The organism is Massilia sp. UYP34, assembly GCF_056279385.1.
Map to the genome: position 1 here is coordinate 48,058 of NZ_JBWBRF010000009.1, position 22,534 is coordinate 70,591.

The 22,534-nt window shown below is 68.1% G+C and carries 19 protein-coding genes; 16 read left to right on the forward strand and 3 right to left on the reverse strand.

Going from position 1 to position 22,534, the window contains the following annotated elements:
• The first annotated feature begins 23 nt into the window (after window positions 1-23).
• The 7 genes from ACZ9AQ_RS15230 to ACZ9AQ_RS15260 all read left to right on the forward strand — a co-directional run bounded on the left by ACZ9AQ_RS15230 (window position 24) and on the right by ACZ9AQ_RS15260 (window position 9,046).
• Window positions 24-770 carry a WecB/TagA/CpsF family glycosyltransferase gene (locus ACZ9AQ_RS15230; protein WP_429204295.1) on the forward strand — a complete coding sequence of 249 codons (747 nt, stop codon included), beginning with the start codon at window positions 24-26 and terminating at the stop codon, window positions 768-770.
• A 93-nt stretch (window positions 771-863) separates the two neighbouring features.
• Window positions 864-1,862 (forward strand): UDP-glucose 4-epimerase GalE, encoded by a 999-nt coding sequence (gene galE, locus ACZ9AQ_RS15235; RefSeq protein ID WP_429204297.1) that lies wholly within the window; start codon window positions 864-866, stop codon window positions 1,860-1,862.
• Window positions 1,863-1,878: 16 nt separating this feature from the next.
• Entirely contained in the window at window positions 1,879-3,051 is a 1,173-nt protein-coding gene (locus ACZ9AQ_RS15240) for a nucleotidyltransferase family protein (RefSeq protein ID WP_429204299.1), read from the forward strand.
• Window positions 3,048-4,466 (forward strand): mannose-1-phosphate guanylyltransferase/mannose-6-phosphate isomerase, encoded by a 1,419-nt coding sequence (locus tag ACZ9AQ_RS15245; protein WP_429204301.1) that lies wholly within the window; start codon window positions 3,048-3,050, stop codon window positions 4,464-4,466. Before ACZ9AQ_RS15240 ends, ACZ9AQ_RS15245 begins: the two co-directional genes overlap by 4 nt.
• Window positions 4,467-4,520: 54 nt before the next feature.
• A complete protein-coding gene (locus tag ACZ9AQ_RS15250; RefSeq protein WP_429204303.1) occupies window positions 4,521-5,246 on the forward strand; it encodes a PEP_CTERM-anchored TLD domain-containing protein in 726 nt (241 codons plus the stop codon).
• Window positions 5,247-5,431: 185 nt separating this feature from the next.
• On the forward strand, window positions 5,432-8,413 hold the full coding sequence (locus ACZ9AQ_RS15255; protein ID WP_429204305.1) for an ExeM/NucH family extracellular endonuclease: 2,982 nt from the start codon (window positions 5,432-5,434) through the stop codon (window positions 8,411-8,413).
• A 12-nt stretch (window positions 8,414-8,425) separates the two neighbouring features.
• The gene (locus tag ACZ9AQ_RS15260) at window positions 8,426-9,046 is read left to right on the forward strand and encodes an NF038129 family PEP-CTERM protein (protein WP_429204307.1); all 621 of its coding nucleotides are present in this window, start codon (window positions 8,426-8,428) and stop codon (window positions 9,044-9,046) included.
• Between the two features lie 22 nt (window positions 9,047-9,068).
• Here the strand turns inward: ACZ9AQ_RS15260 and ACZ9AQ_RS15265 are convergent, their stop codons facing one another.
• On the reverse strand, window positions 9,069-9,404 hold the full coding sequence (locus ACZ9AQ_RS15265; protein ID WP_429204309.1) for a hypothetical protein: 336 nt from the start codon (window positions 9,402-9,404) through the stop codon (window positions 9,069-9,071).
• A gap of 314 nt (window positions 9,405-9,718) precedes the next feature.
• Here ACZ9AQ_RS15265 and ACZ9AQ_RS15270 point away from each other — a divergent pair, with 314 nt between their 5' ends.
• Window positions 9,719-10,132 (forward strand): hypothetical protein, encoded by a 414-nt coding sequence (locus tag ACZ9AQ_RS15270; RefSeq protein ID WP_429204310.1) that lies wholly within the window; start codon window positions 9,719-9,721, stop codon window positions 10,130-10,132.
• 112 nt (window positions 10,133-10,244) lie between these two features.
• Here ACZ9AQ_RS15270 and ACZ9AQ_RS15275 read toward each other — a convergent pair whose 3' ends face one another.
• A complete protein-coding gene (locus ACZ9AQ_RS15275) occupies window positions 10,245-13,391 on the reverse strand; it encodes a S8 family peptidase (RefSeq protein WP_429204312.1) in 3,147 nt (1,048 codons plus the stop codon).
• A 51-nt stretch (window positions 13,392-13,442) separates the two neighbouring features.
• Window positions 13,443-14,174 (reverse strand): NF038120 family PEP-CTERM protein, encoded by a 732-nt coding sequence (locus ACZ9AQ_RS15280; protein ID WP_429204314.1) that lies wholly within the window; start codon window positions 14,172-14,174, stop codon window positions 13,443-13,445.
• 407 nt (window positions 14,175-14,581) lie between these two features.
• Here ACZ9AQ_RS15280 and gspG point away from each other — a divergent pair, with 407 nt between their 5' ends.
• From gspG to ACZ9AQ_RS15320, 8 genes are read left to right on the forward strand one after another with little or no spacing between them, the layout of a single operon-like run.
• Complete coding sequence (gene gspG, locus ACZ9AQ_RS15285; protein ID WP_429204315.1) at window positions 14,582-15,028, forward strand: type II secretion system major pseudopilin GspG; 447 nt, start codon at window positions 14,582-14,584, stop codon at window positions 15,026-15,028.
• Window positions 15,029-15,065: 37 nt separating this feature from the next.
• On the forward strand, window positions 15,066-16,256 hold the full coding sequence (locus tag ACZ9AQ_RS15290) for a type II secretion system F family protein (protein ID WP_429204316.1): 1,191 nt from the start codon (window positions 15,066-15,068) through the stop codon (window positions 16,254-16,256).
• Window positions 16,253-17,959: a GspE/PulE family protein gene (locus tag ACZ9AQ_RS15295; RefSeq protein WP_429204317.1), complete on the forward strand. Its 1,707-nt coding sequence runs from the start codon at window positions 16,253-16,255 to the stop codon at window positions 17,957-17,959. Before ACZ9AQ_RS15290 ends, ACZ9AQ_RS15295 begins: the two co-directional genes overlap by 4 nt.
• Window positions 17,952-18,791, forward strand: a complete 840-nt coding sequence (locus ACZ9AQ_RS15300) for a hypothetical protein (RefSeq protein ID WP_429204318.1) — start codon at window positions 17,952-17,954, stop codon at window positions 18,789-18,791. Before ACZ9AQ_RS15295 ends, ACZ9AQ_RS15300 begins: the two co-directional genes overlap by 8 nt.
• The gene (locus ACZ9AQ_RS15305) at window positions 18,788-19,333 is read left to right on the forward strand and encodes a PilN domain-containing protein (protein ID WP_429204320.1); all 546 of its coding nucleotides are present in this window, start codon (window positions 18,788-18,790) and stop codon (window positions 19,331-19,333) included. The genes ACZ9AQ_RS15300 and ACZ9AQ_RS15305 overlap by 4 nt, the downstream gene beginning before the upstream one ends.
• Window positions 19,318-19,902 (forward strand): hypothetical protein, encoded by a 585-nt coding sequence (locus tag ACZ9AQ_RS15310; RefSeq protein WP_429204322.1) that lies wholly within the window; start codon window positions 19,318-19,320, stop codon window positions 19,900-19,902. Before ACZ9AQ_RS15305 ends, ACZ9AQ_RS15310 begins: the two co-directional genes overlap by 16 nt.
• Window positions 19,899-20,444, forward strand: coding sequence for a hypothetical protein (locus ACZ9AQ_RS15315; protein WP_429204324.1), 546 nt, complete (start codon window positions 19,899-19,901; stop codon window positions 20,442-20,444). Before ACZ9AQ_RS15310 ends, ACZ9AQ_RS15315 begins: the two co-directional genes overlap by 4 nt.
• A 29-nt stretch (window positions 20,445-20,473) precedes the next feature.
• A complete protein-coding gene (locus tag ACZ9AQ_RS15320) occupies window positions 20,474-22,528 on the forward strand; it encodes a secretin N-terminal domain-containing protein (protein WP_429204325.1) in 2,055 nt (684 codons plus the stop codon).
• Window positions 22,529-22,534 lie beyond the last annotated feature (6 nt).

Below are 22,534 nucleotides of genomic sequence, written 5' to 3' on the forward strand. Positions count from 1 at the left end.
CAGACACCGGACCGGAGGCACGCATGAACGAGCGCGTCACGCTGTTTGGTTGTAATATAGATAACGTTTCGATGGAAGAGACGCTGGAGCGGATTGACGGTTTCGTGCGCACGGGGCGGCCGCACCAGCATGTGGTGGTCAATGTCGATAAGCTGGTCAAGGCCAGCCGCGACGAGGGCCTGCGCCGCATCATCAACGAATGCGACCTGGTGAATGTGGACGGCATGCCGGTGGTATGGGCCTCGCGCCTGCTGGGCAAGCCACTCAAGGAAAGGGTGGCCGGCATCGACCTGTTCGAGGCCCTGATGCGGCGCGCGGCGCAGAAACGCTGGCGGGTGTTCCTGCTCGGTGCGCGTCCCGACGTCGTGCGCGAGGTGGCCGCGACCTATGTCCGCCGCTATCCGGGCCTGGTGCTGGCTGGCCTGCATGACGGCTACTGGCAGGGTGAGGGCGCGGAAGCGCAGGTGGTGCGCCAGGTGCGCGAGAGCCGCGCCGACCTGCTGTTCGTGGCGATTTCCTCGCCCAGGAAGGAACGTTTCCTCGGCCTGTACCAGGCCGAGATGCGGATACCGTTCGCGATGGGGGTGGGCGGGAGCTTCGACGTGGCGATCGGCCGGGTCAAGCGGGCGCCGGCGTGGATGCAGACGGCGGGGCTCGAGTGGTTCTACCGCTTCCTGCAGGAACCGCGCCGGATGTTTCGGCGTTACTTTATCGACGACATGGCGTTTCTCTGGCTCTTGATCAAGGAAGCGGCCAGGAAGGATGAGTGACAGCGGGATCGCGGCGCAGCGTTGCGCCGACAGGACAACGGGCCGCAAGCGGTCCATGGAGCATCAAACTATGATTAACAGAGAGCGAAAGACATGAAGATTCTGGTTACTGGCGGTGTGGGCTATATCGGGTCGCATACCGTCGTCGAACTGCAGAGCGCCGGGCACGACGTGGTCGTGGTCGACAATCTGTCGAACGCTCAGCGCTCGGTCTGCGAGCGCGTCCAGCGCATCACGGGCAAGCCGTTCGCTTTCGTCCAGGCCGACATCCGCGACCGCGCGGCGATGGAAGCCGCGTTCGCCGAGCACAAGCCCGAGGCGGTGATCCACTTCGCCGGCCTGAAGGCGGTCGGCGAATCGGTGGCGCAGCCGCTGCGCTACTACGACAACAACGTCAACGGCAGCGTGGTGCTGTTCGAGACCATGGCCAAGTTCGGCTGCAAATCGCTGGTGTTCTCGTCCTCGGCCACCGTGTACGGCGATCCGGCCTCGGTGCCGATCCGCGAGGACTTCCCGCTGTCGGCCACCAATCCCTATGGCCGCAGCAAGCTGATGATCGAAGACATCCTGCGCGACCTGGCAAAGGCCGAGCCCGATTGGCGCATCGCGCTGCTGCGCTACTTCAATCCGGTCGGCGCCCATGAGAGCGCCCTGATCGGCGAAGAGCCGAGCGGCATCCCGAACAACCTCGTCCCTTACATCGCCCAGGTCGCCAACGGCCAGCGCGACAAGCTGTCGGTGTTCGGCGGCGACTACGACACCCCGGACGGCACCGGCCTGCGCGACTACATCCACGTGGTGGACCTGGCGATCGGCCACGTCAAGACCCTGGATCGCCTGAACAAGGGCCCGGGCATCGTCACCTACAACCTGGGTACTGGCCGCGGTAACAGTGTCCTGGAAATGGTGCGCGCCTTCGAAGCCGCCAGCGGGCGTCCGGTCCCCTACCAGATCGTCGACCGCCGTCCCGGCGACGTGGCCAAGTGCTACGCCGATCCATCCCTGGCCCGCGAGGAACTGGGCTGGACTGCCGAACGTGATGTCGCTCAAATGTGCGCCGACGTATGGCGCTACCAAACCACAGCCAAATAATGCAAAGGATAGTCTAATGAAAGCCATGATTCTCGCCGCAGGCAAGGGCACACGCGTCCGTCCGCTCACCTACGATCTGCCGAAACCCATGATCCCGATTCTGGGCAAACCCGTGATGGCTTACCTGATCGAACACCTCAAGAAAAATGGCGTGTCCGAAATCATGGTCAACGTCAGCTGGCTGCACGAAAAGATCGAAGAGTACTTCGGCGAAGGCGAACAGTTCGGCGTCCAGATCGGCTATTCCTTCGAAGGCTATACGAAGGACGACGGCGAAGTCGTCCCCGAACCGATCGGCTCGGCCGGCGGCATGAAGAAAATCCAGGAATTCGGCGGCTTCTTCGACGACACCACCGTGGTGCTGTGCGGCGACGCCCTGATCGACCTCGACCTCAAGGCCGCGCTGCTGGAACACCGGCGCAAGGGCGCGATGGCCACCGTCATCACCAAAGAAGTGCCATGGGACAAGGTGTCGTCCTATGGCGTGGTGGTCTCGGACGAGCAGGGCCGTATCGTCGAATTCCAGGAAAAGCCGAGCCAGGACGTCGCGAAGTCCAACTTCATTTCCACCGGCATCTATATCTTCGAACCAGAAGTCATCGACCTGATTCCGTCGGGCGTGCCGTTCGACATCGGTTCCGAGCTGTTCCCCCTGCTGGCCGAGCGCGGCCTGCCGTTCTATGCCCAGGGCCGTCCGTTCAACTGGCTCGACATCGGCACCATGGGCGACTACTGGGAAGTGCTGCAGTCGGTCATCACCGGCGAAGTCAACAATATGGACGTGCCGGGCATCCAGATCAAGCCCGGCGTCTGGGTGGGCCTGAACTCCAGCATCGACTGGGAAGGCACGACCATCGAGGGACCGGTCTACATCGGCTCCGGGGTGAAAGTCGAGGCCGGCGCCCGCATCGTGGGCCCCAGCTGGATCGGCCACGGCAGCCATATCTGCGAAGGCGCCGAGATCGTGCGCAGCATCCTGTTCGAATACACCCGCGTGTTGCATGATGTAACATTGAATGAAATGATTGTCTTTAAGGAATATAGTGTCGACCGAAAAGGCGAAATGAAGCACGCCTCCGAATATTCGTCGGAGGAATGGCTCAATGCACGCGATCGTCGCCGCTCACGGCGCAAGGACGTCGCGGATCACGACACCAACGAATTAGAAAAAGAGAAAGTCAGCGCATGAAGATCTATCCAGTCATCCTCTCCGGCGGCGCCGGCACCCGCCTGTGGCCGCTGTCGCGCAAGGTCTTGCCAAAGCAGTTGCTGCCGCTGGTGGCCAACAAGACCATGTTGCAAGAAACCGCCTTGCGCGTGGCCGGCTGGCCGGAGATGATGGCGCCGCTCGTGGTTTGCGGCAATGACCACCGTTTCATGGTGGCTGAGCAGTTGCGCGAAGTGGGGATCACGCCGCTGGGCATCCTGCTCGAGCCGGTCGGCCGCAACACGGCGCCGGCCGTGGCCGCCGCCGCCCACCACCTGCAGGCGATCGACCCCGAGGCGGTCATGCTGGTGCTGCCGGCCGACCACGTGATCGAGAACGGCGAAGCCTTCCGTGAAGCGGTCGACCGCGCCACCCGCCTGGTGGCCAAGGGCGCGCTGGCCACCTTCGGCATCGTGCCCAGGACGCCGGAAACCGGCTACGGCTACATCCGCCGCGGCGAACCGGTGGACGGGTGCGGCGAATGCTACAAGGTGGCGCGCTTCGTCGAGAAGCCCGACGCCGCCACGGCCGAAGGTTTCCTGGCCGAGGGCAGTTACTACTGGAACAGCGGCATGTTCATGTTCGCCGCGGCGCGCTATCTGCAAGAGCTGGAGCAGCACGCGCCGGCGATCGCCGGCGCCGCCAGCCAGGCCATGCACGCGGCCTACCGCGACCTCGATTTCTGCCGCCTCGACGACACCGCGTTCTCGGCCTGCCCGGCGGATTCGATCGACTACGCGGTGATGGAACATACCCGCGACGCCGCCGTGGTGCCGGCCGATATCGGCTGGAACGACGTCGGTTCGTGGTCGGCCCTGTGGGAAACCCAGGCCAAGGACGCCAACGGCAATGCCCAGCGCGGCGACGTCTACCTGGACGGCGTCAAGAATTCGCTGGTGCGCGCCGAGAGCCGCATCGTGGCGGTGGTGGGCCTGGAAGACGTGGTCGTGGTCGAGACCCAGGATGCGGTGCTGGTCACCTGCAAGAGTAAAGTGCAGCGCGTCAAGCAGGTGGTCGAACACCTGGCCTCGATGGAGCGCACCGAGCACCTGCACCACACCCGCGTCTACCGTCCATGGGGCCACTACGAGGGCATCGATGCGGGCGACCGTTTCCAGGTCAAGCGCATCACGGTCAAGCCGGGCGAGAAGCTGTCGCTGCAGATGCACCATCACCGCGCCGAGCACTGGGTCGTGGTGTCGGGCACCGCGCGCGTGACCTGCGGCGATACCGTCAGCCTGCTGTCCGAGAACGAATCGACCTATATCCCGATCGGCATGAACCACCGTCTGGAGAACCCGGGCAAGCTGCCGCTGCACATCATCGAGGTGCAGTCGGGCAGCTACCTGGGCGAGGACGACATCGTCCGCTTCGAGGACATCTACAAGCGCGCCTGACCCGATCCGCCGCGCGCCTGGAACTAGTGTCGGCAACGTGCAGTCTGACGTTGCATGAACAAGATCCTGGCGCGGAGCGGTGCGGCCGCCATCCTGGTTGCAGCCGCCGGCATGGCGGCATCGTCGGCAGTGGCGCAACGAGTGTCGCAAGATGCTACGCCACTGCTCGACCCAAGCCTGAAGGGCCAGCTCGAACGCTGGCTCGGCGCCGGCCCTCTTTATCTCGAGAACGTCTATACGCGGCAGGCGGGCGACGACGCGCGCGACTTCCATGCCGCCGCGGACGGACGCGGCAGCAACTTCACCTTGATGCAGGTCGCCAACGACACCGGCGACAGCTGGGTGGTGGGCGGCTACAATCCGCGCAGCTGGTCGTCCACGGATGGCTGGCACGTTTCCGAACGTGACTGGGAACGCACCGCTTTCCTGTTCAACTACAGCACTGCGGCCGTGTATCGGCAACTGCTGCTCGATAACGTCCTGCCCAGCCAGGGCGCGCGCCAGACCTATAACTCGCCCGAACACGGCCCCACCTTCGGCGCCGGACCCGACCTCTTCGTCGACGAGCGGCTGACGACCTCCATTTCGTGGCAGCTGAGCTACGGCGACCCCGCCTTCGAAGGGCGCAGCATCATCGACGGCACCTATGGCGGGCAATTCAGGCGCGTCGAGGCGCTCGAGACCTACGCGATTTCGCTCGTACCCGAACCGCCTGCCTGGGCGCTGCTGGCCGGCGGCCTCGGGGTGGCCACCTGGGCCGCCCGGCGCCGCCGCTGCTGACGTCCGCGTTATCCTCTTTACCGATTCCCTGCGGAAACCCGACGCCGACGCGTTGGTTTGCCGCTAAGCTAGAAATTACCCTCCGTGGCTAATTTCTGGTCATCATGTTGTCAATATCCGCAATTACTATCATTCTGTTAATGAATCTGGCGGGCACATCTTGTGCGATCATTAATGGGGAATCCATGACGACTTTTGCATCCTTCGCACCGCGGCGCACGCTGCTGGCGACCTTGCTGGCGGGCCTTGCCGCCGGCGCCCACGCCGCACCCGGCGACGTGGTGATCAGCCAGCTGTATGGCGCGTCGAACAACGCCGGCGGCCAGTGGAGCCACGACTTCGTCGAGTTGTTCAACCGTAGCGAGGCCCCGGTCCGGCTCGACGGCATGAGCCTGCAATACCAGTCCGCCACTGGCGCCAACTGGGGCGCGGTGACGGTGCTTCCAGACCTGACCCTGGCGCCCGGCCAGTATTTCCTGGTCCTGGGCCGCAATGGCGGTGGTCCGAATGCGGTGGGCGAGGGCGATCTGTTCAACAACGGCCTCGACATGGCCGGTGCCGCGGGCAAGGTGGCGCTGGTCAATGGACGCACGCAGATGTCCACGCCGGAAGGCGCCAACCTGGTCGACCTGGTCGGATTCGGCACGGCCAACCGCTTCGAAGGGGCGGCCGCGCCGGCGCCGTCGACCGTCAATGCGATCGCGCGCCTGGCCCAGGGCTGCCAGGACACCGACAACAACCGCGACGACTTCGTCGCTGGCCCGGTCAACGGTCCGCGCAGCACCCGTTCGCCGTTGGCTGCCTGCGACGGCGGCGGCGCTCCCGGCATCCAGCCGATCGTGCCGAGCTGCCCGGCGGCGCTCCAGGTCGCCCAGGGCAGCGCGTCCTCGGCCCAGCTGTCGGCGGTCGACGCCGACAGCATGGTGACGCGCGCCGCCATCGTGGCCGGCGCCGTGGCCGGCATTGGCCTGGCCGACTTCGCGCCGTCGAACGCCATCGGCGGCCCTGCCGCCGCGCGCCTCATGGTCGGCGACAGGCTGGCCGGCGGCCGCTATCCGGTCCAGATCGAGTTCGCCAACACCGAAGGCGACACCGAGCGCTGCACGGTCGACGTCGCCGTCGCCGGCCAGTTGCGCATCCCGACGCTCCAGGGTTCGGGGCCGGCCAGCGCCTACGTCGGCACCGTCCAGACCACGCAGGGCGTGATCACCGCCAAGGTCGGCGCCGGCTTCTTCATCCAGGACGCGCAGGGCGACGGCGATCCATCGACGTCGGATGGCCTGTACATCTATGGCAAGACCACGGACTTGCCGGTCGGCACGCTCGTGCGCGTGACCGGCACGGTCGAGGAATACCGCCCGAGCGGCGCGACCCGCAGCTACACCGAGCTCAAGGACGTCAGCAGCATCGTGTCGCTGGGCGCCGGCCCGGCCATCGTGCCGGCCAATATCACCCTCCCGAACGCGAACCTGGCGGACGTGGAAGGCATGCTGGTGCGCTTTGCAACGCCGCTCACCGTCAACGGCAACCGCAACCTCGGCGATCGTGGCGAGCTGATCCTGGCCAACGGCCGCCGCGAGAATCCGACCAACCGGTATCCGCTCGGCTCGCCCGAGGCGCTCGCGCTCGCGCGCGAACATGCGAGCAACCAGATCGTGCTCGACGACGGCATCTTCGTGGCGCCGGCCACCATCCCCTATCTGGCGGAAGACGGCACCGTGCGCGTGGGCGACACCGTGCACGACCTGACCGGCGTGGTCGACTATGGCGCGCTGGGCGGCGGCGGCGCCGGCTTCAAGCTGCAGCCGACCGTCGCGCCGAGCTTCGCGCGCGCCAACCCGCGCACTCCGGCCCCGGCCCTGCCGGGCGCGATCAAGGTGGCCAGCGCCAATGTGCTCAATTTCTTCACCACCTTCACCGATGGCCACGACGCCTGGGGCCGCAGCGGCCAGGGCTGCACCATCGGCAACACGACTTCCGCCAGGGAGTGCCGCGGCGCCGACAACAGCGCCGAATTCGTGCGCCAGCGCGACAAGATCGTCGCCTCGCTGGCCGCACTCGATGCCGACGTGGTCGGCCTGATGGAAATCCAGAACAATGGCGACGTCGCGGTCGGCTACCTGGTCGAGCAACTGAACGCCGCCACCACGCCCGGCGCCTATGCCGTGGTGCCGAAGCCGGCGGCGCTGGGCACCGACGCGATCCGGGTGGCGATGATCTACAAGCCCGCCAGGCTGAGCCTGGCAGGCAGCGCGCTGTCGGACGGCCACGAGATCAACAACCGCCCGCCGATGGCCCAGGCATTCAGGGCCAGGCAGGGCGGCGGCGCCTTCTCGGTGATCGTGAACCACCTGAAATCGAAGGGTGGCTGCAGCGGCGCCGGTCCTGGCGACACCGACCCGGGCAACGGCGAAGGCTGCTGGGACCGTACCCGTACCGAGCAGGCCCGGCGCCTCGCCGAGTATTTCATCCCGCAGGTAGTCAAGGCGGCCGGGGATCCGGACGTGCTCGTGATCGGCGACCTGAATGCGTACGCCTTCGAGACCCCGATCAATCATCTGACGCAGCAGGCCGGCATGGTCAACCTGCTCGAACGCTTCGTGCGTCCGCACGGCATGCCGTATTCCTATGTGTTCAACGGCCTGTCGGGCTACCTCGACCATGCGCTGGCGAGCGGCTCGCTGGCGCCGCAGGTGGCGGGCGCGGTCGAATGGCACAGCAATGCCGACGAGCCGGAAACCATCGACTACAACCTGGGCGATACGGCGCAAGACCCGTACCGCAAGAACGCCTGGCGCGCCTCGGACCACGACCCGCTGGTGGTCAGCCTGAACCTGACCGGCTCGCATACCGACGTGACGGCGTCGAGCAGGATCGTGATCGGCGGCTTCAGCATCCATCGTGCGACGGGCAAGACCACCGGCAACGTCACGGTCACCAACACGAGCGGCCAGCACCTGAGCGGTCCGCTGCACCTGGTGCTGCGCGGCCTGCCGACCGGCGTCACCCTCGACAACCCGGCCGGCATGCACGAGGGCGCACCGTACGTCACGCTGCCGCAGGCCGGCATCGCGCCGGGCGCCACGGTCACGATCGCCACCGCATTCACCAATGGCGCCAAGCGCAACTTCACTTATACGCCGCAGCTGGTCTCCGGCTCGCTCTAAAGGAAAACCGACATGTCGCACTTCACCTCATCCCTTGCACCCCTGCTGCTGCGCGCGCTGCTGGCGCTGTCGATCGTGTTCGGCGCCCCGGCGGCGCTGGCCGGTCCGCTGTACCGTGTCTCGCTCGATACCTCGGCCCTGGCCGGCGCCGTCGGCTACCTCGACCTGGGCCTGAACGGCCCGCTGGACGCGGCGCCGACGGTGGCCCGCCTCGGCAACTTCAGCGGCGCCTTCCTGGACGGCGGCGTCTTGCCGTCATCGGGCAACGTCAGTGGCGACGTCGTCAACGGCGTCGTGCTGCGCAATGGTCCGGACTTCAACTTCTTCGAGCAACTCGTCGCGTTCGGCGGCCTGTTCAGCTTCGACGTCGAGTTCGACCTGGGCGAGGGCGTCAACGGCACCCTGTTCAGCGTCGCCTTCATCGACGACGCCTACCATTACCTGGGCGCCGCCGGCAATGTGGTCGAGATGAACCTGGTTGCGGGCGAGCCGGTCGCGCTGCAACTGGTGGACCCGGCCTTCGCCAGCGTGGCGGAGGTGCCGGAGCCGGGCGCCTGGCTGCTGGTCGCGAGCGGCCTGTTCCTGCTGGCCGCGACGCGCCGCCCGCTCCCGCTCCCGCTCCCGCGGCGCTAACGCCGACGCCGGCGCGCCGAGCTCAGGACTGGGGCAGGCCGGCCTCGCGCGCGGCGCGGCGCTGGGCATCGATGCGCCAGGCTTCGGCATTGCCGTCGATGATGCGCAGGCTGACGCAGCCTTCGGCGGCGCAGTCGGGCGCGGGCATCGTCGCCGAGGCGAGGGTGGCGGTGGTGGCAATGAGCGGGGCGCCTGGCGCCGGGTTCGGTCCGGTTGCCGGCGTCCCGGCGAAGGCGGATGCTCCAGCAATGGTGGCAGCCGCCGCGGTGCGGGCCGTCGTGTCGAGGTCGTACTCGCCGCCGCAGGCAGCCAGCAGGGAGGTCAGGAAGAAGGCGATGAGGGGGCGCAGGAGGGTCATCTATGAACTCGAACAAGCTCGTCTTTAACGAAGCCATTGTAATAAGTAAAATTTCCCTGCGGTCAATTTTTGTGTCTGCGAACTTTTAGGCTCACAGCGGATGAGATACGGGATGTGAGCGGGATGCGCGACGTTCACTCCGTTTGCCTGTAATTGAGAAATATATCTACATGGAAATAGAAAATGTATTTAGGAAATAAATTAGGCTTGGTGGTGTTCCGTAAGGTGTGCGCAACAGGCGGACGATACATCCGGACACAGTTGGTCAATCCGATCCGCTTGACCAGCCTTACCGTGCGCGCGAAGATGGCGGCATGAAAAAACTCCTCCTTATCCTCGTGTTGGGCGCCACTGCCGCCTGCACCACCCAGGCCCACGATCCGGCCCAGCCGCCGGTGAAAGACGGCGCGGCGCCGGTCGTCGCGCTCCAGCCCGGCGCCACCGTGTCCGAGATCAAGCGTCTGATCGGCACGCCCACCTGCAGCGACAATGCGCAATGCCGCTCGCTCCCGGTCGGCGCGCTGGCCTGCGGCGGCCCGCAGGAATACCTGCCGTATTCGACCGCGACGACCGACGGGAAGGCGCTCCTGGCGCTGGCCGAACGTTCGAAGACCGAGCGCCAGGCCGAGATCCAGCGTACCGGCGAGATGTCGATCTGCATCCACCGCCCCGACCCGGGCGCCGTCTGCGTCGCCGGCGCTTGCCAGCTGGGTTCGCCGGCAGCCTGATTGGCTCCGCAGTCCGTCAATAGTCCGCCAAAAATAGCCCACCAAAAAAGACAAAGCGCGCCGGGGCGCGCTTTGTCCATTCGGCCGGGGCCATGGGCCCCGTCTCCTTCAATTACACGCCGACGTCCTTCTCCTTGACGCGCTGCGGACGCTCGGCCTTCGGCACCGGCTGGTTGGTCTCGACCTGCAGCACGGTGGTCGAGCCGATCGCGCCGCTGGCGTCCAGCAGGCGCACGCCGCCCAGGAAGCGCTTGCCGCTCGGCAGGCCGGACCAGCTCACCGCCACCGTCGCCTTGCCGCCGGCATACACGGTGGCCGGCACCATGGCGCGCAGGTTGCCGCCCTTGTCGGTGGTATTGACGACCACCGCATGCAGGCCATACGAGGTGGTGCCGCCGGAGGCGGTGCTGTAGCCCAGCGTGCAGACGCGGTAGTTGCCTGCCGGCGGGGCCGCCAGCGCGATCGTTTCGTCCGAGCCGTAGCTGGCGGAGTAGGCGACCAGCTGGCCGGCCGCGTTCACCATCACCAGGTCGAGGTCGTCCCCACCCTGGCCGCTGGTATCGCGGTCGAACAGCTCGAATTGCGCCGCCACCGTGTCGGCGGTGAAGGTCACCGGCAGCACGCGGGCGCCGTACAGGCCGCGGTGGCAGGCGTCGGCCATCAGGCTCAGCGTGTCGAGGCTGCCATCCGGCGCCGGCGCGATGGTGTTTGCCGTGCGCACGATTTCCTTCAGGCCGCCGACGGTCGCTCCCATCTTGCCGGCGAAGCCGGTGGTGATGGACAGGGCCTTGCTGCCGCTGGCGCGGTCGCTCGAGATGAACGTCGGGGCGATGATCAGCCTGCCCGAGCGGGCCACGACCGGGCTGCGCACGGTATGGCCGCCGCCGGTCCAGGTCAGCGAACCGAACTGCCAGGCGTTTTCGGGCGCGCCGTTACGGGTCAGGGTCACCGTGAACGACTTGGTCTGGCCCGGCTCGATCGCCAGCGTGGCCGGGGTCACGACGGCGCTATAACCCGGCACCGAGATCTGCGAGGTGAAGCTCGACGCGCTGGTGCTGACGTTGGTCACCGAACGGGTGACCCTCACCGAACCGAGCACGTTGCCGACGGAGATCGACGGCAGGTTCAGGTCGTAGCCGGGGATCTGGCCGCCCGCGCACTGGGTGGCGACGCCGGCGCCGCACAGGTATTTGCGGTAGTCGGCTTCGGCGATGTCGTACACCAGGCCCGGGTCGAGCGCGGCGGTCGGGTTGACGTGGCCCGCGCCCTGCGCGAACGGCAGCCCGCCGCGGATGTCGCCGGTCAGCGTATCCGGGAAGGTGTCGGTCGCGGTGGTCATCATTGCCGACTTGATCATCGCCGGCGACCAGGTCGGGTATTTCTGGCGCACCAGGGCGCTCACGCCGGCCACGTGCGGCGCCGACATCGAGGTGCCCTGCAACGACACGAACTCGACCGGCGGCACCAGGGTGCCGTTGACGATGTCGTCACGCTGTTCCTGGGTCAGGCCCGGCGTGCCGCCGGCGATGATGTCCACGCCCGGCGCGGTGATGTCCGGCTTGAGCACGTTGGCGTCGGCGCGGTTCGGGCCGCGCGACGAGAAGCCGGCCATGATCGGGGCATTCAGCCTCGATACGCCGACCACGAACTTGCTGATCGCGGCGGTGGCGCTGGCGGCGCTCGCGGCCGCGTAGCTGCGGATCGCCTGGCCGTCGGCCTGGGTGACGTGGACCGAGGGCACCGAGTGCCTGTCGGCGACCAGGCCGGCGCCGTTGTCGACCTGGATCATGCCGACGCCGCCGGCTTCGCGCACCGCGCGGCTCTTGTCGACCCGGTCGTTCTCGCCGCGGTTGCAGATCACCACCTTGCCGGCCACCTTGGCCGGGTCGAGCACGGGCTGGCCGCCGTTGAACGAGGCGCTGTAGCACAGGGCGAGGCGGTTGGCGTTGGCGCCCGGCAGGCCGACGCTGGAGGCGTCGACGACCGGCTCGGCCGGCAGCGGCGTGGTATTCATCGAGGCGCCGGTGTATTTCTGGCCGTTGCCCAGGGTGACCGTCGCCTGGAATTCGCGGTTGTGGGTCGAGGCGCCGACCGTGGTGTGCCACGGGCTGATGTGGGCCACCTGGTTGCCCGGTCCGTCGTTGCCGGCCGAGGCGACGGCCACGACGCCGGCGTTGGCGGCGCCGAAGAAGGCCTGCTCGACCGGATCGGTGACGCTGGTGCCGCCGCTGATCGAGAAGTTGATCACGTGGACGCCGTCGGCGACGGCCTTCTCGATCGCGGCCACGCTGTCGCCGACGTAGCAGCTGTTGCGGCGGCCGATCGCCACGCTGGGGTCGACATAGGTCCAGCACACCTTGTAGGAAGCGATGCGCGCCCGTGGCGCGACGCCCGACATTTCGCCGACGTTGACGCCGGCCATGGTCACGTCCACGCCATGGTTGCCGCCGGCGGTGGTCGAGGTGTGGGTGCCGTGGCTGCCCTCGCCGACGTCGCCGCCGAGCGAATCGCGCGGCGAGGAGCGGAATTCGCTCCAGTGGGCGGTGCGGCCGACGCTCAGGAACGTATTGTCGAAGTATTGCGCGCCGATCAGCTTGTTGTTGCAGTGGGCGGTGGTGAAGCCTTCGCCGGTCTGGCAATCGCCCTGCCAGCGCGCCGGCGGCGCCGAATAGGCCAGGCTGCCGCTGGTGTCGTGGGTCGGCTTGCCGTTGGCGTCCACGCGGTCGGCGTAGGACAGGTGCTCGGGCCAGATGCCGGTGTCGACGATGCCGATGATGACGTCTTCGCCGGCCTCGGTCACGCCGCCGAGCTTGGACCAGGCGCCGTTCGGGCCGGTCAGCTTGAGGAAGTCACGGGTGGACACGGTGGTCACTTCGCGCGGCACGTCGGGCGTGACCGCCAGCACGTCGCCGCGGACCATCAGGGCGCGCACTTCGGCGTCGGTCAGCATGGCGGAGAAGCCGTTGAGCACCACCTTGTAGTCGTGCACAACTGGCGCGCCGCCGATGGCGGCGCGCACGGCGGCCTTCTTCTGGGCCAGGTAGCCGCTGTAGAGCTGGACGCTGGCGCTGTTCAGGTCAAGGCGCTGGCCCTGGCGCGGCTGGGTGGCGGCCAGGCCGCTGACGCTGCCGTCATAGGAGGCGATCGGCTTGTCGGTCAGTTGCACGACATAGGGCCGGCGGACGTCGTCGGCCTGGACTGCCAGCGACAGGCCGCTCAGTGCGAACAGGATGGCGGCGGAAATTGGGCGAAGTTTCATGGATGCATGTCCTTGGATTCTGCGGGGTTCGGCGTTGGTGTGACGGTGTGCTCAGGCATTGCGGCGGCGGGCGCGGGCGGCAAGACCCAGCAGGCCAAGACCGAACAGCGCGAGGCTGGCCGGCTCCGGCACCTCGGCCAGCGCGTCTTCGAGCACCAGGTTGTCGATGGCGAACTGGCCGCGGTTGCTCTGGAATGCCGAGCAGTTGCCGGAGGTGTCGCAGGTAAAGCCGAACATGGCCATGCTCACGAAGGCGGTGTTGGCGAAGGTCTCGAACGGCGAATAGCGGCCGAACAGGAAGCCTTGCGCGCTGGGGCCGTCGAGCAGCAGGTCTTGCACCATATAGCCGCCGTCGGCCAGGAAGCCCTGCATCCGCAGCAGGCCGGAATAGATCGGATAACCGCCCAGGGCCGCATCCAGGCCGATGAAGCTGGCGTCGATCGACTTGACCATGAAGGAGCCGCCGGCGGCTTCGGAATCGACCCAGACGATGCTGTCGTTGAAGGCGCCGTAATAGCCGCCTTCGCCGTTGACCGGGCACGCCATGCCGACGCAGTAACCCGGATCGCTGGTGTCGACGATCGCGCCGACCAGGCTGCCCACGTCCGCCGGGTTGTAGGCTTCGAAGGTCAGCCTGTACCCTTGCTCCTGCCAGCTGTCGCCGCTGCCGAACAGCATGCCCGCGCCGGCGTCGAAATTGATGTTCGCGCCTTGGGCCGGAGCGGCGATCGCCGCGGCGCCGAGGGCGGCGGCGGCGAACTTGGTCAGGGAGGGTAATGCCATGTGCGATTTCCGAGTCATGATTTGCCTTTGTGGTTGGGATTTCTCTCGCCTGGGTAGGGCGGGGCACTGCGGGTGGCACCTGAGTTTCAGGTTGCCAAGAAATATATCAATGGCAGTAAGAAAAGTGTAAAAAAGTTTAACAAGCAATATTTTGACTTTCCACAACTTGCATTGATTAAATTCGGTTTCTCCTATGGGCAATCATTATTTCCGCCCTGTGGGCGCCTGTTTGAAATACGCATCAGCTGAATTTAGGCGAGGTTATTGGCCGAAATTAATCGGGTTGTTAATCCGGTTGCGTCTTGCATCGGGATGGTGTTTTTTTGAAAAGAACAGTTGTCGCCGCGCTCGGCAGCGTGTTACCTTTCACGGGCAGGATTTCAAAGAAGCAATCTAGGAGTCGCTTGATGGTTTTTGCTAAGAAACAGGGCGCCGTCGTCCGCATTGGGCGCAGCGCGGGCTTCACGCTGCTGGAGCTGCTGGTGGTGATCGTCATCATCGGCCTGCTCGCCGCCTACGTCGGACCCAAGTACTTCTCGCAGCTCGGCAAATCCGAAGTCACCGCCGCCCGCGCCCAGATCGACGCCTTCGACAAGACCCTCGACACCTACCGGCTCGACGTCGGCCGTTATCCGACGACGGAAGAAGGCCTGGCCGCCCTCATGACGGCGCCGCCGAGCGCCGGCGCCAAATGGAACGGCCCCTATCTGAAGAAGGCGATTCCGCCCGACCCCTGGGGCAATCCCTACCAGTACCGCGCCCCGGGCGCCCGCGGCGACTACGAAGTGCTGTCCCTCGGCAAGGATGGACAGCCGGGCGGGACCGGCGACAACGCCGACATCACCTCGAACTGACTTTTTTCCGCCATACCGCAACCTCGCCGGGCATCCCATGCAGTTCGCCGTTCGTACCCTCGCGCCCGATATGTCGATCTCGAACGTCGTCGTCGACGCGCTCGACGCCCAGGACGCGCGCCGCCAGGTCGAGGCGCGCGGCCTGTTCGTCAGCGCCGTCGAGCCGGCGCGCGGGGCGGCGCTGGCGCGCCCCGGCAGGGCCGGCAAGCTCTCCCTCGTGCTGTTCAGCCAGGAGTTGCTGGCCTTGCTCAACGCGGGCCTGGGCATCGTCGAAAGCCTGGAGGCCCTGCTCGAGAAGGAGGCCGCGCCGGCCACGCGCGGCGTACTGGAACGGCTGCTGGGCGGCCTGCGCGAAGGCAAGCGCTTTTCCAGCGTGCTGGCGGCCCAGCCGGCCCTGTTTCCGCCGCTGTACGTCGGCATCGTGCGCGCCGCCGAAGGCACCAGCGACCTGCCGCGCGCGCTGGCGCGGTATATCGACTACCAGCAGCGCATCGACACCGTGCGTTCCAAGATCGTCAGCGCCTCGATCTATCCGGTGATCCTGTTGATGGTCGGCGGCGGCGTCAGCGCCTTCCTGATCGGCTACGTGGTGCCGAAGTTCGCCGAGGTCTACCACGGGGCCGGGCGCGACCTGCCGTGGATGTCGCAACTGATGCTGGACTGGGGCCAGTTCGCTGCCGGCCACGGCAGCGCGATCCTGGTCGCCGCGGCGCTGCTGGTCGCCGGCCTGGTTGCCGGCGTGCGCCATTTGCTGCGCAGCGGCGGCATGGCGCGCCTGCTGGCCCGCCTGCCGGGCATCGGCGAGCGGGCCCGCGTCTACGAGCTGTCGCGCCTGTACCTGACCCTGGGCATGCTGACCGAGGGCGGCATCACCATCGTCGGCGCGATCGAGACGGTGCAGCCGATGGTGTCCAGCCAGCTGGCGCGCAACCTGGCCGCGGCGCGCGCCGCGATCGAGGCCGGCCAGCCGCTGTCGAACGCCTTCGAGGCGCAGGGCCTGACCACGCCGATCTCGCTGCGCATGCTGCGCGTGGGCGAGCGTACCGGCGACATGGGCCCGATGCTCACGCAGTCGGCCGCCTTCTACGACGGCGAGATCGGACGCTGGATCGACCGCTTCACGCGCACTTTCGAGCCGCTCCTGATGGCCGCCATCGGCCTGGTGGTGGGCGCCATCGTGGTGCTGCTGTACATGCCGATCTTCGACCTGGCGGGAGACATGTCGTGAACACCGCGATCGACGCCGGCCACGCCGAACCCTTCGACACGGCGCTGCTGGCGCGCGCCCGCGCCGCCGCCGCCGTCTCGCGGCGCGGCCTGGTGCCCGAGCTCGAAGCCCTGACCGGGCGCGACCCGCGCGAATTGGTGCGCGAGCTGGCCGCGCCGTTCGGCCTGCCGGTGATGGAGACCGGCGCGATGCTGGCGCTGGCTCCGGCCTTTGAACTGTTGCCGCTGGCCCAGGCGCTGTCGCGCCACTGCGCGCTGCTGCGCCATCCGGATGGGCGCCTGACCGGCGTGCTGGCCGATCCCTTCGACCTCGACCTGCAGACCTGGCTCGGGGCCCAGGCGCGCGCCAGCGCCAGGGAGCCGCTGGACCTGTGCCTGGCGTTGCAGTCCGACATCCAGGCCTATCTGTCGAAGCAGGAAGAGTCGGCGCGCGCCGTCGATGCGCTGGTGGGCGGCGCCCAGGACGCGCGGCGCGACGGCAAGACCGGCACCGTGCTGTCCTTCGCCTCGGTGTCGGAAGCGGGCAGCCCGGCCGTCAAGCTGGTCAACTCGACCCTGTACGACGCCCTGAAGGCCGGCGCCTCGGACATCCACCTGGAGAGCACCGCCGGCGGGCTGGCCGTCAAATACCGGGTCGATGGCGTGCTCGATCACGCCGCCACCGTGGGCGGCACCGAGCTGGCCGAGCACATCATCTCGCGCCTGAAGGTGCTGGCCGAACTCGACATCGCCGAGCGCCGCGTCCCGCAGGACGGCAGCTTCCGGGTCGAGGCGGGCGGGCGCGACATCGACCTGCGGGTCTCGATCATGCCGAGCATCCACGGCGAGGATGCGGTGATCCGCATCCTCGACAAGCGCGCCATGATCGAGGCCTATGGCGCGCTCACGCTCGAGGCGCTGGGCTTTGACGCCCCATCCCTGGCGACCTTGCGCCACCTGGCCCGGGAGGCCTACGGCATGCTGCTGGTGACGGGGCCCACCGGCTCGGGCAAGACCACGACCCTGTACGCGGCGCTGACCGAGATCCACAACGGCCGCGAGAAGATCATCACGATCGAGGATCCGGTCGAATACCAGCTGCCGGGCATCCTGCAGATCCCGGTCAATGAAAAGAAGGGGCTCACCTTCGCCAAGGGCCTGCGTTCGATCCTGCGCCACGACCCGGACAAGATCATGGTGGGCGAGATCCGCGACCGCGAGACCGCCGAGATCGCGGTGCAGTCGGCGCTGACCGGCCACCTGGTGCTCACCACCGTCCACGCCAACAATGTGTTCGACGTGTTCGGCCGCTTCACCCACATGGGCATCGATCCGTATGCGTTCGTCTCGGCGCTGAACGGCATCTGGGCCCAGCGCCTGATCCGCATGTGCTGCCCGCGCTGCGCCGAGCGCTATGAGCCGAGCGCGCAGGAGCTGGCCTCGGTGCACCTGGCGCGCGACGAGGTGGCGGACTACGTCTTCATGCGCGGCACGGGTTGCGGCGACTGCCGCGGCACCGGTTACAAGGGGCGCCGTTCGATCGCCGAGATATTGACCCTGAACGATGAGATCCGCGAACTGATCGTCGACAAGCAGCCGATCCGCCGCATCAAGGCCGCGGCCCACGCCAACGGCACCCGCAGCCTGCGCCTGGCGGCGCTCGACCTGGTGCGGCGCGGCGCCACCACGATCGACGAGATCAAGCGGGTGACCCTGCATGCGTAGACTGCGCTTTTCCCCTGGCTTTTCCGCGCCGTTGCCGCGCCTGGGGCAGGCACTGCGCCTGGGGGTGGCCGCGGGCGGCCTGGCCCTGGTCAAGACCAGCCGCCTGTTCGGCGGCGCGCCGCTGGCCCTGGCCGAGCAGCCGCTCGACCTGTTTGCCCCGGACGCGCTGGCCCGTGGCCTGCGCATGCTGCTGTCCGACCTGCCGGTCAAGGGCTGGCCGGTGAGCGTGGTGCTGGCCGACGAGCTGGTGCGCCTGTGGCAAGTGCCGCCGCCGCCGGGCGCGACCCGGATGGGCGACCTGGAGGCGGCCGCCGCGCTGCGCTTCCAGCACCTGTTCGGGGCCGCGGGCAGCGAGTGGACGATCAGCGCCGACTGGGATGCGGTCGATCCCTTCCTGGCCGCGGCGGCGCCCCGGGCCCTGCTCGACGCGCTGGCGGCGGCCGCCCGCGAACACGGCTTCCACCTGGTCGAGGTGAGTCCGCAATTCGTCGCCGCCATGAACGCCTGGCGCCGCGAACGGCGGAGCAGCGCCTGGTTCGGCCTGGTCCATGGTGGCGTGTTGTCGCTGGCGGCCTACGACGGCCGCAAGCTGGCGGCGGTGCGCAGCAGCCCGATCCCGGCGGGGGCCGACCGCCAGTGGCTCGAGTCTCATCTTGCGCGCGAAGCGCTGCGGGTCGGGATCGCACGGCCCGAGCGATTGCAGTTGAGCGGCGCCGCGCCCGCCGCCTGGGCCAGCAGCCCGGGGCGGCTGAAGTTCGCCTGCAGCCTGCTCGAGCAGGCGGACGACTGGTCGGAACTGGCGCGCCTGGCGCGCACGGGAGTAGCGGCATGAGGCGCACCCGCATCGATTTCGCGCCGCCGAGCCTGCGCCGCACGCTGTTTCGCGCGCCGCCAACCCTGGTCTATGCGCTGCCGGGCGTGCTGGCGCTGTGCATTCCGGCGCTGGTCATGACGCAGCGCTATGTTGAACGACAGGACGAAGTGCGCAGCCTACAAGCGGCGCTGGCGGCGCGCAGCGCGCCGGCGCCCGTGGCCGCGCCGCCGACCCCCAGGGTCGTGGTGTCGGCGGCCCAGGCCGGCGCCGTCAACGCCGCCATCCTGCAGCTGAACCTGCCGTGGCGCGACCTGGCGGCGGCGCTGGGCGAAGCCACGCCGACCACGATCGCGCTGCTGGCGCTGGAGCCGGACGCCAGGCGGCGCACGGTGCGCATCAGCGCCGAGGCGCGCTCGAGCGACGAGATGCTGGCCTATATCACGCGCCTGCAGGCCGAGGAATGGTTCAGCAGCGTGGTGCTGCTGCGCCACGAGGTGATGGAGCAGGACCCGAACCGCCCGCTGCGGTTCCAGGTCAGCGTGCAGTGGGGGGACTCTTGAAGGCGGGGGCGTTGCTGCTGCGCGCGCGCCTGCTGCTGGCGCGCGTCGACCCGCTGGTGGCGCTGGTGCTGGCGCTGCTGGTGGCCGGCGCCGCGGTCCAGCTGGCGCTGGTGCCGGCGCGCGCGCAACTGAACGAAGACTACGAGGCGGCGCGGCGCGCGGCGCGCACGCCGCTGCCGCCGCAGGCTGCCGCCGCGCCGGCGCCGCCCGACAACGACGAGAACCTGCAGCACTTCTATGCATCCCTGGGCGAGCGCCGCGGCGTGGAGCGCCAGTTGAAGCAAGTGTTCGCGCTGGCCGAGCGCCACGGCCTGGCGCTGCGCCAGGGCGAATACCGCGCCACGGACGAGCGCAATGCGAAGCTGGTCGCCTACCAGGTCAACCTGCCGGTCAAGGGCAGCTACGGCGCGATCTGGCAGTTCGCGATGGACGTGCTGCGCGCGATCCCGCATGCCTCGCTGGACGACGTGGCCTTCCGCCGCGACAGCGTGGGCGAGGCCGGGGTCGAGGCGCGCCTGCGCCTGACCCTTTATCTTGCCAATGAGTTCGCCGAGGGCGGCAAGCCATGAAGCCGCGCCACATCGTCATGGGCGTGGCGCTGGCGCTCGCCGCCGGCCTGGCCGTGTTTGGCGACAAGGCGCCGCAGACGGAACTGGCGGAACCGGTCGAGCGCGCCGCGGCTGCGCCGCCCGCAGCGCCGCCACGCAGCGCCGCGCCGTCCATCGGGAAAACCGGCGACGACGTCGCCATCGCGCGCCTGATCCCGCGCGAGACCCTGATCGGCGCCAGCGGGGATCGCTTCGGGGAGGGAGAAAACAGCCTGTTCGCGCGCCATGACTGGACGCCGCCGCCCCCGCCGCCATCGAACGAGCCGCCGCCCCCGCCGCCGCCGCCGAGCGCGCCGCCGCTGCCGTTCACCTACATCGGCAAGTCGCTGCAGGACGGCGTGTGGCAAATCTACCTGGCGCGCGGCGAACGCACCTATCTCGTCAACGATGGCGACACCATCGACGGCACCTACCGCGTGGACGCGATCCGTCCGCCGGTGCTGACCCTGACCTACCTGCCGCTGGAACAACGACAGCAGCTCAATATTGGAGTATTCGACTGATGGTGCGAACCCGGATCCAAGGCTTTGCCATGGTGCTGCTCCCACTGCTGCTGGCAGGGTGCGCGGCCCAGCGCGCCTACCAGGAAGGCAATGAACTGGTGGCCCGCGACCAGGTGGGCGCCGGCCTGGCCAAGTACCAGGAAGCGCTGGCGTCCGAGCCGGACAACCCGGTCTACCGGGCGGCCTACCTGCGCGCGCGCGACAACGCCACCGCGCGCCTGGTGGAGCAGGCCGGGCGCGCGCTGGCCGCCGGCGAGGTCGAGCTGGCGACCCAGGATTATCGCCGCGTGCTGGCGATCGACCCCGTCAACGACCGCGCCCGCGCAGGCCTGCGCCAGGTCGAGGCCGAGCGCCGCCACGCGGCCGCCATCGGCGAGGCGCGCGCCGCCCTCGGCAAGGACGAACCGGAAACCGCACGGCAACTACTGGCCGCGGTGCTCACCGAACGCCCCGCGCACGAGGCGGCGCGCCAGCTGATGCAGGAAGTCGACGACAAGGCGGCGGCCGCGCCGAAAGGCCAGGCGGCGCTGGCGGCCAGCTACCGCAAGCCGATCAGCCTGGAGTTTCGCGAGGCGCCGCTCAAGCAGGTGTTCGAGGTCATCGCGCGGCACTCGGGCCTGAACTTCATCTTCGACAAGGACGTCAAGGCCGATACCCGCACCTCGATCTTCCTCAAGGACAGCACGGTCGAGGCAGCGGTGTACTACCTGTTGATGACCAACCAGCTCGAGCGCCAGGTCATGGACGGCAACACGGTCCTGATCTACCCGAACGTGGCGGCCAAGGTGCGCGAATACCAGGAGATGACGGTCAAGACCTTCTTCCTGGCCAATGCCGAAGCCAAGAGCATCGCCAACACCTTCAAGACCATCCTCAAGGCGCGCGACGTGGTGGTGGACGAGAAGCTGAACCTGGTGATCCTGCGCGACAATCCGGAAGCGATCCGCATCGCCACCCAGCTGGTGGCCCTGCAGGACGTGCCCGAGCCCGAGGTCATGCTCGACGTCGAGGTGCTCGAGATCCGGCGCAGCAGCGTGATGGACCTCGGCATCGCCTGGCCCACCAACCTGTCGTTCGCGCCGCTGCAGACGCTGAACGGCGAGCCGCTGACGATCGACTCCCTGCGCACGTTCAACAGCAGCAATATCGCGCTGAGCGACATCGGCGCCACGGTCAACGCCAACAAGACCGACGGCGACACCAATACCCTGGCCAACCCGCGCATCCGCGTGCGCAACAAGGAAAAGGCCAAGGTGGTCATCGGCGACAAGATCCCGAACATCTCGGCCACGGTGTCCTCGGGCATCGGCGGCTTCGCGTCCGAAAACATCAACTACATCGACGTCGGCCTGACCCTGAACGTGGAGCCGACCATCTACCTCAACAATGAAGTGGCGATCCGCATCGGGCTCGAGGTCAGCAGCCTGGGCGAATCGGTGCGCACCACCAGCGGCACCGTGGCCTACCGCATCGGCACCCGTTCGGCCACCACCTTGCTGCAACTGAAGGATGGCGAAAACCAGGTGCTGGCGGGCCTGATCAGCAACGAGGACCGCAGCAGCGGCAGCAAGGTGCCGGGCATCGGCGACCTGCCGGTCGTCGGCCGCCTGTTCGGCAGCCAGCGCGACCAGCGCGACCGCACCGAGATCGTGCTGTCGATCACGCCGCGCATCGTGCGCGCCGTGCAGCGCCCGCCGGCGTCGGCGTCGGAATTCGGCGCCGGCACCGAGGCCAGCTTCCGCCGCCGCCCCGACAATCTGGTGCGGGTGCCTGTCGGGGCGGTGCGCGCGCCGGCGCCGGCGCTGGCGGTCCCGAATTCGCCCCCGACTGCCGCGCCGGTCGAGACGACCCCGGTCGCGCCGCCGCCGGTCGCGCAGCCGAGCGACCCCACCCCGAGCTTCTCGGTGCCGCCGTCGGCGCTGCCGGCCACGCCGCAACTGGGTTCGCCGCCGTCGGCGCCGCCCGGCGCGCCGGCGCCGCAGCCCGCGCCCGCTTCGGAACCGACGCCGGCGCCGGCGCCCGAACCCGAGGTGGTCCCGGCCGCCTATCCGCCGGGCGTCAATCCGCCGATCCCGCAGCGATGAACGCCC

Excerpts from the sequence above, each read along its gene's own strand:
- ACZ9AQ_RS15230 (WP_429204295.1), top strand. The coding sequence starts at position 24 with ATGAACGAGCGCGTCACGCTGTTTGGTTGTAATATAGATAACGTTTCG.
- galE (WP_429204297.1), top strand. The coding sequence starts at position 864 with ATGAAGATTCTGGTTACTGGCGGTGTGGGCTATATCGGGTCGCATACC.
- ACZ9AQ_RS15240 (WP_429204299.1), top strand. The coding sequence starts at position 1,879 with ATGAAAGCCATGATTCTCGCCGCAGGCAAGGGCACACGCGTCCGTCCG.
- ACZ9AQ_RS15245 (WP_429204301.1), top strand. The coding sequence starts at position 3,048 with ATGAAGATCTATCCAGTCATCCTCTCCGGCGGCGCCGGCACCCGCCTG.
- ACZ9AQ_RS15250 (WP_429204303.1), top strand. The coding sequence starts at position 4,521 with ATGAACAAGATCCTGGCGCGGAGCGGTGCGGCCGCCATCCTGGTTGCA.
- ACZ9AQ_RS15255 (WP_429204305.1), top strand. The coding sequence starts at position 5,432 with ATGACGACTTTTGCATCCTTCGCACCGCGGCGCACGCTGCTGGCGACC.
- ACZ9AQ_RS15260 (WP_429204307.1), top strand. The coding sequence starts at position 8,426 with ATGTCGCACTTCACCTCATCCCTTGCACCCCTGCTGCTGCGCGCGCTG.
- ACZ9AQ_RS15265 (WP_429204309.1), bottom strand. The coding sequence starts at position 9,404 with ATGACCCTCCTGCGCCCCCTCATCGCCTTCTTCCTGACCTCCCTGCTG.
- ACZ9AQ_RS15270 (WP_429204310.1), top strand. The coding sequence starts at position 9,719 with ATGAAAAAACTCCTCCTTATCCTCGTGTTGGGCGCCACTGCCGCCTGC.
- ACZ9AQ_RS15275 (WP_429204312.1), bottom strand. The coding sequence starts at position 13,391 with ATGAAACTTCGCCCAATTTCCGCCGCCATCCTGTTCGCACTGAGCGGC.
- ACZ9AQ_RS15280 (WP_429204314.1), bottom strand. The coding sequence starts at position 14,174 with ATGGCATTACCCTCCCTGACCAAGTTCGCCGCCGCCGCCCTCGGCGCC.
- gspG (WP_429204315.1), top strand. The coding sequence starts at position 14,582 with ATGGTTTTTGCTAAGAAACAGGGCGCCGTCGTCCGCATTGGGCGCAGC.
- ACZ9AQ_RS15290 (WP_429204316.1), top strand. The coding sequence starts at position 15,066 with ATGCAGTTCGCCGTTCGTACCCTCGCGCCCGATATGTCGATCTCGAAC.
- ACZ9AQ_RS15300 (WP_429204318.1), top strand. The coding sequence starts at position 17,952 with ATGCGTAGACTGCGCTTTTCCCCTGGCTTTTCCGCGCCGTTGCCGCGC.
- ACZ9AQ_RS15305 (WP_429204320.1), top strand. The coding sequence starts at position 18,788 with ATGAGGCGCACCCGCATCGATTTCGCGCCGCCGAGCCTGCGCCGCACG.
- ACZ9AQ_RS15315 (WP_429204324.1), top strand. The coding sequence starts at position 19,899 with ATGAAGCCGCGCCACATCGTCATGGGCGTGGCGCTGGCGCTCGCCGCC.
- ACZ9AQ_RS15320 (WP_429204325.1), top strand. The coding sequence starts at position 20,474 with ATGGTGCTGCTCCCACTGCTGCTGGCAGGGTGCGCGGCCCAGCGCGCC.